This window comes from Pseudomonas benzopyrenica (assembly GCF_036884265.1).
GTDB classification, from domain to species: domain Bacteria; phylum Pseudomonadota; class Gammaproteobacteria; order Pseudomonadales; family Pseudomonadaceae; genus Chryseomonas; species Chryseomonas benzopyrenica.
In genome coordinates, this window is sequence record NZ_CP145723.1 from 797,198 (window position 1) to 809,457 (window position 12,260).

At 65.8% G+C, this 12,260-nt stretch carries 10 protein-coding genes and 1 pseudogene; 7 read left to right on the forward strand and 4 right to left on the reverse strand.

The features are described from left to right. Positions 1-12 precede the first annotated feature (12 nt). Both V6W80_RS03720 and yjiA read left to right on the forward strand, forming a co-directional pair. Positions 13-216, forward strand: coding sequence for a YbdD/YjiX family protein (locus tag V6W80_RS03720; RefSeq protein ID WP_007162682.1), 204 nt, complete (start codon positions 13-15; stop codon positions 214-216). 217 nt (positions 217-433) lie between these two features. After that, positions 434-1,426, forward strand: coding sequence for a GTPase (gene yjiA / locus V6W80_RS03725; RefSeq protein WP_338545875.1), 993 nt, complete (start codon positions 434-436; stop codon positions 1,424-1,426). A gap of 3 nt (positions 1,427-1,429) precedes the next feature. Here the strand turns inward: yjiA and V6W80_RS03730 are convergent, their stop codons facing one another. Beyond that, on the reverse strand, positions 1,430-1,888 hold the full coding sequence (locus V6W80_RS03730) for a DciA family protein (protein WP_338545876.1): 459 nt from the start codon (positions 1,886-1,888) through the stop codon (positions 1,430-1,432). Positions 1,889-2,122: 234 nt separating this feature from the next. Between V6W80_RS03730 and secA the strand changes: the two genes are divergently transcribed. The 4 genes from secA (at position 2,123) to V6W80_RS03750 (ending at position 7,934) form a co-directional block, all read left to right on the forward strand. Next, a complete protein-coding gene (secA, locus tag V6W80_RS03735; RefSeq protein WP_231356968.1) occupies positions 2,123-4,864 on the forward strand; it encodes a preprotein translocase subunit SecA in 2,742 nt (913 codons plus the stop codon). Between the two features lie 187 nt (positions 4,865-5,051). Continuing rightward, a complete protein-coding gene (argJ, locus tag V6W80_RS03740; RefSeq protein WP_338545877.1) occupies positions 5,052-6,269 on the forward strand; it encodes a bifunctional glutamate N-acetyltransferase/amino-acid acetyltransferase ArgJ in 1,218 nt (405 codons plus the stop codon). Between the two features lie 82 nt (positions 6,270-6,351). Beyond that, positions 6,352-6,990 carry a glutathione S-transferase family protein gene (locus V6W80_RS03745; protein WP_338545878.1) on the forward strand — a complete coding sequence of 213 codons (639 nt, stop codon included), beginning with the start codon at positions 6,352-6,354 and terminating at the stop codon, positions 6,988-6,990. Next, on the forward strand, positions 6,987-7,934 hold the full coding sequence (locus V6W80_RS03750; protein ID WP_338545879.1) for a Nudix family hydrolase: 948 nt from the start codon (positions 6,987-6,989) through the stop codon (positions 7,932-7,934). The genes V6W80_RS03745 and V6W80_RS03750 overlap by 4 nt, the downstream gene beginning before the upstream one ends. Before the next feature lie 774 nt (positions 7,935-8,708). On the opposite strand, the gene V6W80_RS03755 is transcribed toward V6W80_RS03750, so the two are convergent. Genes V6W80_RS03755 through V6W80_RS03765 form a run of 3 tightly spaced genes read right to left on the reverse strand, consistent with a single transcriptional unit; the run spans position 8,709 to position 11,244 of the window. Continuing rightward, on the reverse strand, positions 8,709-9,758 hold the full coding sequence (locus V6W80_RS03755) for an alkene reductase (RefSeq protein ID WP_338545880.1): 1,050 nt from the start codon (positions 9,756-9,758) through the stop codon (positions 8,709-8,711). Positions 9,759-9,773: 15 nt separating this feature from the next. Beyond that, on the reverse strand, positions 9,774-10,937 hold the full coding sequence (locus tag V6W80_RS03760; RefSeq protein ID WP_017639108.1) for an MFS transporter: 1,164 nt from the start codon (positions 10,935-10,937) through the stop codon (positions 9,774-9,776). A 16-nt stretch (positions 10,938-10,953) separates the two neighbouring features. Continuing rightward, a complete protein-coding gene (locus tag V6W80_RS03765; protein WP_068382959.1) occupies positions 10,954-11,244 on the reverse strand; it encodes an ArsR/SmtB family transcription factor in 291 nt (96 codons plus the stop codon). Positions 11,245-11,411: 167 nt separating this feature from the next. On the opposite strand from V6W80_RS03765, the pseudogene V6W80_RS03770 reads away from it, so the two are divergent. Then, a pseudogene (locus tag V6W80_RS03770) lies at positions 11,412-12,157 on the forward strand (OmpA family protein). Positions 12,158-12,260 lie beyond the last annotated feature (103 nt).

The window sequence follows — 12,260 nt, forward strand, 5'->3', positions numbered from 1 at the left end:
AGGAGAATCTTCATGTTCAATGACCTGGGTCGCATGGGCAAATACCTCGGGCAGGCCGCCAAGATGCTGGTGGGCATGCCCGACTACGACACCTATGTCGAGCACATGCGCGGCAAGCACCCGGACCAGCCGGTGATGAGCTACGAAGCCTTCTTCCGTGAGCGCCAGGAGGCGCGCTACGGTGGCGGCAAGTCGGGCGCCATCCGCTGCTGCTGACCCAGGATCACCCTAAGAACCTGTTCACGATCTGCTGCGCGTCGGCCAAACGGCGTTGAAAATGCCTTCGGAGTGCTCATTTACCACTCGTAAACTCGAGCGCGAGTCCGATCCGCTTCCTCAGCCATTTTCGCCTTGTTTGTCTCTAGCTCGCGAGATCGTGAGCAGGTTCTAAGGCCGGGCTCCAAGCCCGGCCTCTTTCTGTCTGGAGTTTTCCATGCGTGAACCCATCCCCGTCACCGTCCTGACCGGCTTTCTCGGCGCCGGCAAGACCACCCTGCTCAAGCACATCCTGCAAGCCGAGCACGGTCTCAAGATCGCCGTGATCGAAAACGAATTCAGCGCCCTGGACGTCGACGGCGAATTGCTCGAAGACGCCGGTGCCGTGCAACTGATGAAGGTGGCCAACGGCTGCGTCTGCTGTACCGGCAGCAAGGACCTGGCCTATGCCCTGACCGTGCTGCTGGAGCGGCTGGACAGCGGCGAGCTGGACTTCGAGCGCCTGGTTGTGGAATGCACGGGCCTGGCCGACCCCGGTCCGGTGGCCCAGACCTTCTTTACCGACGACCTCCTGCGCGAGCGGTATCTGCTCGATGGAGTGCTGACCCTGGTGGACGCCGTCCACGCCAGCGAGCAGCTGAGCGATCCGCTGCTGCAGGCGCAGATCGGTTTCGCCGATCGCCTGCTGCTGACCAAGCTCGACCTGGCCGAACCGGCGGCCGTCGAGGCGCTGGAGAATCGCCTGCAACGCATCAATCGTCGCGCGCCGATTCGCCATGTCGACCACGGCCGCATCGAGCTGGCGGAGTTGCTGGACATCCGCGGCTTCAACCTGCACGACGAAGACCTGGCACCACCGACGCTGTTCCGCCCGCTGCGGCCGGTGTCGGAAGCGGTCAGCCTCACCGAGCGCATCCAGTCCATCGCCATCCGGGAGTCGCGCCCCTACGACCAGGACAAGATCGGCAAGGTGATGGAGATGCTGCTCGATACCCTCGGCTGTGACCTGCTGCGCTACAAGGGGCTGCTGAATATCGCCGGCGAGGACCGCCGCCTGCTGTTCCAGGGCGTGCAGCAGATCTATGCCGCCGACTGGGAGCGTGACTGGCTCCCAGGCGAAGAGCGCGAAAGTCGTGTGGTGCTGATCGGCATGGACCTGCCGGAAGACCGCATCCGCGCCGCCTTCGAGCGGGCGGTGGCCAAGGCCTGAGGCCTAGTCCGCGACCTGGCCGGTGCGACTGGCCAGCCGCTCCAGGGCGGCCTTGAGCTTGGGGTCGCGGATCCCGGCCGCGACTTCACGCAGGCTGTCGGCGCCCACCTGGCTGACCTGGCGCACCGGCCGGGCGCGGGTGGCGACGCCAGGACTCGGCTGCATCTTGAACTGCAGACGCGTCAGGCCAACGAACTCCGGCGCCTGTTGCAGCAGCCGGAGCAGACGGCGCTGTTGATAGCGCAGCCGCGTCGCCCAGTGGGCGTCGTTGACCACTAGCAGCAGCGTGCCCTCGCGCCAGCTGGCCACCCGACAATGGGGGCGGGCAACGGGTTGCAGCTGCTCTTCCAACAATTGTTGCAGCCGACCCAGTCGCTCGGCCTCGCGAAACAGCGCCTTGAGCGGTTTGGCCTGGCGCAGCAGGGCAGCGGGAGCGACGGCGTTGAGCGGACGAAAGGCCATGCGCAGGACTCGCGATGGGCGAAGAGAGGACGCCGATGGTAACAGATCGCTCTGGCGTCCTGGCGGCCAGGGGCCCGTCGTTCTTTCCTCATCGGCATTTCCGAGTAGAATGCCCGATTACCATTGCGGGACACCGCGGGTTTCAATCCCCGCGCCCAGGCGTCTGGCCAGGCTCTGCAGAGGCCTTGCCGCCCGTTTCGCTCCCCTCATTCCAGCGGAAGAATTCCAGTCGATATGTTTGCGCCTTTGTTGAAGAAATTCTTTGGAAGCAAGAACGAACGAGATGTCAAACGCCTAGGCAAGGTTGTGGTGGCCACCAATGCGTTGGAATCCCAGATTGCCTCCCTGAGCGACGAGCAACTGCGCGCCAAGACCGAGGAATTCAAGCAGCGTGTGGCCAAGGGCGAGTCCCTCGATGCCCTGATGCCGGAAGCCTTCGCGGTGGTCCGCGAGGCGGGCAAGCGCGTTATGGGCATGCGTCACTTCGACGTCCAGCTGATCGGCGGCGCCGCGCTGCACGAAGGCAAGATCGCCGAGATGCGTACCGGTGAGGGCAAGACCCTGGTGGGCACCCTGCCGGTCTATCTCAACGCGCTGTCCGGCAAGGGCGTCCACGTGGTCACGGTGAACGACTACCTGGCCCGCCGCGACGCCAACTGGATGCGGCCGCTGTACGAATTCCTCGGCCTGTCGGTGGGCATCATCCTGCCGTTCCAGCCGCCGGAAGAGAAACGCGCCGCCTATGCCTCGGACATCACCTACGGCACCAACAACGAATTCGGCTTCGACTATCTGCGCGACAACATGGCTTTCAGCATGGCCGAGAAGTACCAGCGCGAGCTGAACTTCGCGGTGGTCGACGAGGTGGACTCCATCCTCATCGACGAAGCCCGGACTCCGCTGATCATCTCCGGCCAGGCCGAAGACAGCTCCGAGCTCTATCAGAAGATCAACCTGCTGATCCCGCGTCTGCAGCAGCACATCGAGGAAGAGGAAGGCAATCCGACCCAGGTCGGCCACTACACCATCGATGAAAAGACCCGCCAGGTGGAGATCACCGAACTGGGTCACCAGTACATCGAGGAGATGCTCACCGAAGTCGGGCTGCTGGCCGAGGGCGAGAGCCTCTATTCGGCGCACAACCTGGGCCTCTTGACCCACGTGTTCGCCGGTCTGCGCGCCCATACCCTGTTCCATCGCAACGTCGAGTACATCGTCCAGCAGGACCAGGTACTGCTGATCGACGAGCACACCGGCCGGACCATGCCGGGTCGCCGTCTTTCCGAAGGCCTGCACCAGGCCATCGAGGCCAAGGAAGGACTGCCGATCCAGCCCGAGAGCCAGACCCTGGCCTCGACCACCTTCCAGAACTACTTCCGCCTCTACAACAAGCTCGGTGGCATGACCGGTACCGCCGACACCGAGGCCTTCGAGTTCCGCCAGATCTACAACCTCGACGTGCTGGTGATCCCGACCCACCGCGAGGTCGCCCGTAAGGACTTCAACGACCTGGTCTACCTGACCCAGGCCGAGAAGTACCAGGCGATCATCGAGGACGTGAAGCAGTGCCAGGCCGAAGGCCGTCCGGTGCTGGTGGGTACCGCTTCCATCGAGAGCTCCGAGTACGTCGACCAGCTGCTGACCCAGGCCGGCATCGAGCACAAGGTGCTCAACGCCAAGTACCACGAACGGGAGGCCGAGATCATCGCCCAGGCCGGTCGTCCGGGTGCCGTGACCATCGCCACCAACATGGCCGGTCGCGGTACCGACATCCTGCTCGGCGGCAACTGGGAAGTCGAAGTCGCGGCCTTGGAGAATCCCACCGAGGAGCAGATCGCCGCGATCAAGGCCGCCTGGCAGGCGCGTCATAAACAGGTCATCGACGCCGGCGGCTTGCACGTGATCGCCTCCGAGCGCCACGAATCCCGCCGGATCGACAATCAGCTGCGTGGCCGTGCCGGTCGCCAGGGCGACCCGGGCTCCAGCCGTTTCTACCTGTCGCTGGAAGACAGCCTGATGCGCATCTTCGCCTCCGACCGGGTGAAGAACTTCATGAAGGCCCTGGGCATGCAGGGCGGCGAGGCCATCGAGCACCGCATGGTCACCAACGCCATCGAAAAGGCGCAGCGCAAGGTCGAAGGCCGCAACTTCGACATCCGCAAGCAGCTGTTGGAATACGATGACGTGGCCAACGAGCAGCGCAAGGTGATCTATCACATGCGCGACACCCTGCTGGCCAACGAAGACGTCGGCGACACTATCAAGGGCTTCCGCGAGGAAACCCTGACCCAGGTGATCAACGAGCACATCCCGCCGCAATCGCTGCCCGAGCAGTGGGACATCCCTGGTCTGGAAGCCGAGCTGTACAGCGTCTTTGGCCTGCAGCTGCCCATCGGCCAGTGGCTGGACGAAGACGACAAGCTGTACGAGGACACCCTGCGGGTGAAGATCCTCGAGCAGCTCGAAGCGGCCTACATGGAAAAGGAAGACATGGCCGGTCGCGAAGCCCTGCGCAACTTCGAGAAGCAGATGCTGCTGCGGGTGGTCGACGACCTCTGGAAGGACCACCTCACCACCATGGACCACCTGCGCCACGGTATCCATCTGCGCGGCTACGCCCAGAAGAACCCCAAGCAGGAATACAAGCGCGAGTCCTTCACCCTGTTCCAGGAGCTGCTGGAAAGCATCAAGCGCGACACCATCCGCGTGCTGTCCCACGTCCAGGTGCGCCGCGAGGATCCGGTCGAGGAAGAGGAGCGCATGCGCCGCGAGGCCGAAGCCCTGGCCGAGCGTATGCAGTTCCAGCACGCCGAGGCGCCTTCGCTGGTCGACCCCGAGGTGCTCGAGGACGAGCAGGGCGAAGACACCGTGGTGCCCTTGCAGCCCCAGCGCAACGACCAGAAGATCGGTCGCAACGAGCCGTGCCCCTGCGGTTCCGGCAAGAAGTACAAGCAGTGCCACGGCAAGCTCGACTGAGACCTGCCCAGGCAGCCGCGGCGACGGCAACCGGTCGGCATAGCCGCCGACAGGTTGTAAACTCCACCCGCTAGGCTGTCTGCGCCCCTTGCCCAGGCTGGGCGAGGCGGGCGCTGGAAGGCTGATTTCCACGCCGCGACCGGTTTTCCGCTCGCGGCGTTTCCTTTTCTTTCACTGGAGTTTTCCCATGGCTGTCGGTCTCGGTCCGCTCTCCACGCTGCACCCGGTTCCCGGTTTCGAACTCGGTATCGCCTCTGCCGGCATCAAGCGTCCCGGGCGCAAGGATGTGGTGGTGATGCGCTGTGCCGAAGGCTCCAGCGTGGCCGGGGTCTTTACCCTGAACGCCTTCTGCGCGGCGCCGGTCATCATTGCCCGCCAGCGCTTCGCTGGCCCCGTCCGCTACCTGCTGACCAACACCGGCAATGCCAATGCCGGTACCGGCCAGCCGGGCCTGGCCGCGGCCGAGCGCACCACCAAGACCCTGGCGACTCTGGCCAGCGTCGGCGAGGAAGCGGTGCTGCCGTTCTCCACCGGCGTGATCGGCGAGCCGTTGCCGGTGGAAAAGATCGAAGCTGCGCTGCCGGCCGCCCTGGCCGACCTGGCCGAAGACAACTGGGCCGCCGCCGCCACCGGCATCATGACCACCGACACCCTGCCCAAGGGCGCCAGCCGCCAGTTCCAGGTGGACGGCACCACCGTCACCGTGACCGGTATCAGCAAGGGCGCCGGCATGATCAAGCCGAACATGGCGACCATGCTGGGCTACGTAGCTACCGACGCCAAGGTCGCCCGGGGCCTGCTGCAGGACCTGCTGGCCGATGCCGCCAATCGCTCCTTCAACCGCATCACCATCGATGGCGACACCTCCACTAACGACTGCTGCATGCTGGTGGCCACCGGCCAGGCGGCCGTGGCGGAAATCGCCCAGCCCAGCGGTGCGGCCTTCGAGCAGCTGCGCGAGGCGGTGTTCGCAGTGTTCGCCGAACTGGCCCAGGCCATCGTGCGGGACGGCGAGGGTGCCACCAAGTTCGTCACCGTGCAGGTCAATGGCGGCGGCAATGCCCAGGAGTGCCTGGACGTCGGCTACGCCGTCGCTCACTCGCCGCTGATCAAGACCGCGCTGTTCGCCTCCGATCCCAACTGGGGCCGCATCCTCGCCGCCGTCGGCAGGGCCGGCGTGCCTCAGCTGGACGTCAGCCTGATCGACGTCTTCCTTGGCGGCGTGCAGATCTGCCAGCAGGGCGGTCGCGCGGCCACCTATACGGAAGAGCAGGGCGCGCGGGTCATGGCCCAGGCCGAGATCGAGATCCGCATCGAGCTGGGTCGCGGCAGCCACAGCGAGACCATCTGGACCACCGACCTCTCCCACGACTATGTGAAGATCAACGCCGAGTACCGTACCTGACGGCTACCCGACGCCTGGGCGTCCGCTCCGGCGGGCGCCTGCGGCGGTCCTCGCGGGCCGCATCGTTTCGAGGAATCCCCGCATGTCCCAGCTGCAACTCGTGATCGGCAACAAGAATTTCTCCTCCTGGTCGCTACGCGCCTGGCTGGCCATGGAGCTCAGCGGCGCTGCCTTTGAAGAGGTATCGATCCCGCTCTATACCCCCAACAGCCGGGCCCTGCTCAAAGCCCAGTCGCCGACCGGCAAGGTACCGGTGCTCAAGCTGGAAGAGGGCACCATCTGGGATTCCCTGGCCATCGTCGAGTATCTCGCCGAGGCCTATCCCGATGCCGGGCTGTGGCCGACGGACACCCTGGCCCGCGCCCATGCCCGCGCCCTGTGCGCCGAGATGCATAGTGGTTTCCTGGCCCTGCGCCGCGAGCTGCCCATGGATCTACGTCGCCGCCAGCGGCTGAAGTCCACCACCGCCGAGGCGGTGGAAGACATCCAGCGCATCCAGCGCCTGTGGCGCGAATGCCGCGAGCGCTATGGCCAGCAGGGCTCTTATCTGTTCGGTACGCCGACCATCGCCGATGCCTTCTATGCCCCGGTCGCCAGCCGCTTCCGCAGCTACGGGGTGGAACTGTCGGCCGAGGCGGCCGCCTATGTCGAAACCATCTACGCCTGGCCGGCCTTCCAGCGCTGGTTGGCGGAGGCTGAAACGGAGGAGCAGAGCGCATGACTCGTCTGCATGTGGTTGCCGCGGTGATTCGCGATCCCCAGGGGCAGATCCTTATCGCCCAACGCCCCGCGCACAAGCACCAGGGCGGCCTCTGGGAATTTCCGGGGGGCAAGGTCGAGGCCGGTGAGGCCCCGGCCGTAGCGCTCGAACGCGAGCTGGCCGAGGAGCTGGGCATCAGGGTGACTGCGGCCCGCCCGCTGTTGCAGGTCCGCCACGACTATCCCGACCAGGCGGTGCTGCTGGACGTCTGGCAGGTGGACGCCTTCACCGGGAAGGCCCACGGCGCCGAGGGCCAGCCCTTGACCTGGGTCGCCCCGCGCGCGCTGCTCGACTATGACTTTCCCGCAGCCAACCGACCCATCGTCCAGGCGGCGCGGCTGCCAGACCGCTATCTCATCACCCCCGGCGAGCTGACCACCGCGGAGTTGCTCAACGGCCTGCATCGAGCGCTGGACAGCGGCATCCGCCTGGTCCAGCTGCGCACGCCGGACAACTTCGATCCCCAGTACCGCGACCTGGCCGGCGACGTCCAGGGGCTCTGCACCGGCCGCGCCCAGCTGATGCTCAAAGGTCCGCTGGAGTGGCTGGGTGATTTCCCCGCGGCTGGCTGGCACCTGACCGCCGAGCAGTTGCGTCGCTATGCGCCCAATGGGCGACCCTTTCCGGAACAGCGCCTGCTGGCGGCCTCCTGCCACGACGCCGAAGAACTGGCCCTGGCTCAGCAGATGGGGGTGGATTTCGTCACTCTGTCGCCGGTGATGCCCACCGCCAGCCACCCCGGCGCCCCGACCCTGGGCTGGGTCAAGGCCCTGCAACTGCTGGCCGACTGCAACCTGCCGGCCTATCTGCTGGGAGGGCTGGGCGATGCCGACCTCACCGGCGCCTGGCAGGCTGGCGCCCAGGGCGTGGCGGCGATCCGCGCGTTCTGGCCTACACAGGCGTAGGTTGGCGCTGAGCGCAGCGAAGCCCAACATGAATGGTCCGTGCTCGTGACTGTGGGGCTTAGACGATGAAACCGTCTCAACCCAACCTGCGGTTCCTGACGTAGGTTGGCGCTGAGCGCAGCGAAGCCCAACAGGGGTGCACCGTGCTCGTGACTGTGGGGCTTAGACGATGAAACCGTCTCAACCCAACCTGCGGTTCCTGACGTAGGTTGGCGCTGAGCGCAGCGAAGCCCAACAGGGGTGCACCGTGCTCGTGCCTGTTGGGCTTCGACGATGGAGCCGTCTCAACCCAACCTACGGTTCCTGACGTAGGTTAGCGCTGAGCGCAGCGAAGCCCAACAGGGATGCACCGGGCTCGTGCCTGTTGGGCTTCGACGATGGAGCCGTCTCAACCCAACCTACGACTCCTGACGTAGGTTGGCGCTGAGCACAGCGAAGCCCAACAGGAATGCACCGGGCTCGTGCCTGTTGGGCTTCGACGATGGAGCCGTCTCAACCCAACCTGCAGTTCCTGACGTAGGTTGGCGCTGAGCGCAGCGAAGCCCAACATGGGTGGGCCGAGCCCATGACTGTTGGGCTTCGACGACGAAACCGTCTCAGCCCAACCTACGGTTGATGCCGGGACGTTAGGGGCATCACTGCCATGACGGTCCGCCGATGCAGTCGCTCCTACAGGTTCAGACATTACCGTAGGAGCGGCCCATGGCCGCGATAAACCTGAATCCCCATGAAAAAGCCCGCCAATCGGCGGGCTTTTCCTATCGACGGGGCTGATTACAGCCGCGGATAGTCGATGTAGCCTACCGGGCCCTTGCTGTAGAAGGTATCCGGGTGCGGCTCGTTCAGCGCGGCGTCCTGTTCCAGCCGTTGCGGCAGATCTGGGTTGGCGATGAAGGGCACGCCGAAAGCCACGGCATCGGCCTTGCCCTCGTCCAGCCAGGTATTGGCCTTGGCCTTGTCGAACTTCTCGTTGGCAATGTAGACGCCGCCGAAGGCCGCCTTGAGGTCCGGGCCAAGGCTGTCGCTGCCGGCCGCTTCGCGAATGCAGATGAAGGCGACCTGGCGCTGGCCCAGTTCGCGGGCGACATGGCCGAAGGTGGCGGCGGGGTCGTTATCGCCCATGGTGTGCATGTCGCCACGGGTGGACAGGTGCACGCCGACGCGATCGGCGCCCCAGACATCGATGCAGGCATCGGTCACTTCCAGCAGCAGCCGGGCACGATTCTCGATGGAGCCGCCGTAGTTGTCGGTACGCTGGTTGGTGTCGCTCTGCAGGAACTGGTCGAGCAGATAGCCGTTGGCCCCGTGGACCTCGACGCCGTCGAAGCCGGCGCGCTTGGCGTTCTCGGCGCCATGGCGATAGGCAGCGACGATGCCGGGGATCTCGGCAGTTTCCAGCGCCCGCGGGGTGACATAGTCACGCTTGGGGCGCAGCAGGCTGACGTGGCCCTGGGCGGCGATGGCGCTCGGCGCCACCGGCAGTTCGCCGTCGAGGTAGCGGGGGTCGGAGATGCGGCCCACATGCCAGAGTTGCAGCACGATGCGGCCACCGGCCTTGTGCACGGCGGTGGTCACGCGCTGCCAGCCGGCCACCTGCGCGTCGGACCAGATGCCGGGGGTGTCGGGATAGCCCACGCCCATGGGATCCACCGAGGTGGCCTCGGTGATGATCAGGCCGGCGGATGCGCGCTGCACGTAGTACTCGACCATCAGGTCGCCCGGAACCCGGCCCGGTTCGGCACGGCAGCGGGTGAGGGGCGCCATGATGACGCGGTTGGGCAGTTCCAGGGCGCCGATCTTGATCGGCTCGAACAGCTGAGTCATGGCTAGCTCTCTTGATTAGCTGGCGGTCGCCAGGCCGCTCTTGCGGGCCTGGCTGGCGGTCAGCAGGGTGGCGATGAGGGCCAGCAGGGCGAGCCCGCTGGCGGCGAGGGGTACCGCGGTAAGACCCAGACCGTGATCGATCACCAGGCCACCGACCCAGGCGCCGAGGGCGTTGCCCACGTTGAAGGCGCCGATGTTGAGGGTCGAGACCAGATTCGGCGCGTCCTTGCCAAAGGTGACCACGTTGATCTGCAGGGCCGGTACGGCGGCGAAGGCGGCCGCGGCCCAGAGGAAGAGGGTGATCTCGGCAGGCAGGAAGGCCTGGCCGGTCCAGCGCAGGGCGGCGGAGGTCAGCGCCAGGGCGACGAAGATGCCCACCAGGCTGGTGGCCAGGCGCCAATCGGCCAGCCGACCGCCGATGAAGTTGCCCAGGGTCAGGCCCAGGCCGATCAACAGCAGGGTGCCGGTGACGCCACGGGGCGAGACGCCGGTGACCTCCTGCAGCAGCGGCGCGACATAGGTGAAGAGGGCGAACATGGAGGCCGCGAAGAACACCGTCATCGACAGCGCCAACCAGAAGCCCAGGCCGCGCAGGGCGAGCAACTCCCGGCGCAGATCGGCGCGCGGCTGGTTGCGATCGGTGGGCAGGACCCGCCAGAGACCGATCAGGGCGACCACGCCGATCGCCACCACCGCCCAGAAGGTCGAGCGCCAGCCGGCGGCCTGGCCGAGGGCGGTGCCCAGGGGCACGCCCAGCACATTGGCCAGGGTCAGGCCGGTGAACATCAGGGCCACCGCCGAGGCGCGGCGATTCTCCGGGACTAGGCTCGCGGCGACGACCGCGCCAATACCGAAGAAGGCACCGTGGCAGAGCGCCGTGACCACCCGGGCCAGCATCAGCATGTTGTAGCCACTGGCCACCGCGCAGAGCAGGTTGCCGACGATGAAGATGCCCATCAGGGCGAGGAGGGCGCGCTTGCGCGGCCAGTGGGCCGTGGCCAGCGCCATGAAGGGCGCGCCGACGGCCACGCCCAGGGCATAGCCGGTGACCAGCCAGCCGGCGCTGGGGATGGACACGCCGAGATCGGCGGCGACGTTGGGCAGCAGCCCCATGATGACGAATTCGGTGGTGCCGATGGCGAAAGCGCTCAGCGCCAGCACGATGAGGGAAGCGGGCATCAGGATTCCTTGCAGACTAGAGTTCGCGGGCGAGACGTTGCAGAAAGGCCTGAATGGCGGCCTCGTCGCGTTGGTAGAACACCCATTGGCCGATGCGCCGCGTGGTGACCAGGCCGGCACGGGTCAATACGGCCAGATGCGCCGAGACCGTGGACTGTGACAGGCCGGCGCGCGCCTCGATCTGCCCGGCGCAGACGCCCGTCCCCAGGTCGTGTTCCTGGTGCGGAAAATACTGCTGGGGATCACGCAGCCAGCCCAGGATCTGACAGCGCAGGGGATTAGCCAGGGCCTTGAGGATCTCGTCCATCGCAGTCGTATCGTCATATTGGGTTGTACCGAACCTTAGATCGCAAAAAATCGATATGCAAGCTATCTATCTTCGATTCTAGCTATCGTGGGCTTAGAGGCTCACTATCGCGATAAGTGTCCGTGGCTACCGCCTCGTTCAGTTGCGATTCAGATCACATAGCTAGAATTGCCAGGAGCGGCCCTGTCCGCCGCGATGGATTTCAAGGAGTAAAGACATGGCGCTGCCCACCCGTATCCTTCTCGCCAGCCTGGCCCTGGCCACCCTGGCTGGATGCGCATCCCCCAATCCCTACGAAAACCAGGGTCAGGTCAGCGGTGGTACCTCCAAGACCGCCAAGTACGGCGGCCTGGGTGCCTTGGCCGGTGCCGTCGCCGGTGCCGCCATCGATCACAACCACCGAGGCAAGGGCGCGCTGATCGGCGCCGCTGCCGTGGGCGCAGCCGCTGCCGGCTACGGTTACTACGCCGATCGCCAGGAAGCCGAATTGCGTCGGCAGATGGAAAACACCGGCGTCGAGGTGCAGCGCCAGGGCGATGACATCAAGCTGATCATGCCCGGCAACATCACCTTCGCCACCGACTCGGCCGACATCGCCAACAGCTTCTACAAGCCGCTGAACGACCTGGCCAATTCCTTCAAGCAGTTCGATCAGAACAGCATCGAGATCGTCGGCTATACCGACAGCACCGGCAGCCGCGCCCACAACGTCGAGTTGTCCCAGCGCCGCGCCCAGAATGTCGCCGGCTACCTGACCGCCCAGGGCGTACCCACGGCGCGGTTGAGCACCCGTGGCGCCGGTCCCGATGCGCCCATCGCCAGCAATGCCACCGCCGATGGTCGGGCGCAGAATCGCCGCGTCGAGGTCAACCTGCGTCCCCTGCCCGGCGCTACTGGCACCCCCGCGCAGTAACAACCGCTCGTCGCCCGCGACCCGCAGTTTCCGCACCTTGGTGAAGGGTTGCGGAAACTGCTTTTTCATTTTGCGCTCTGATAGACGTCGCGAAGGCCCCCTC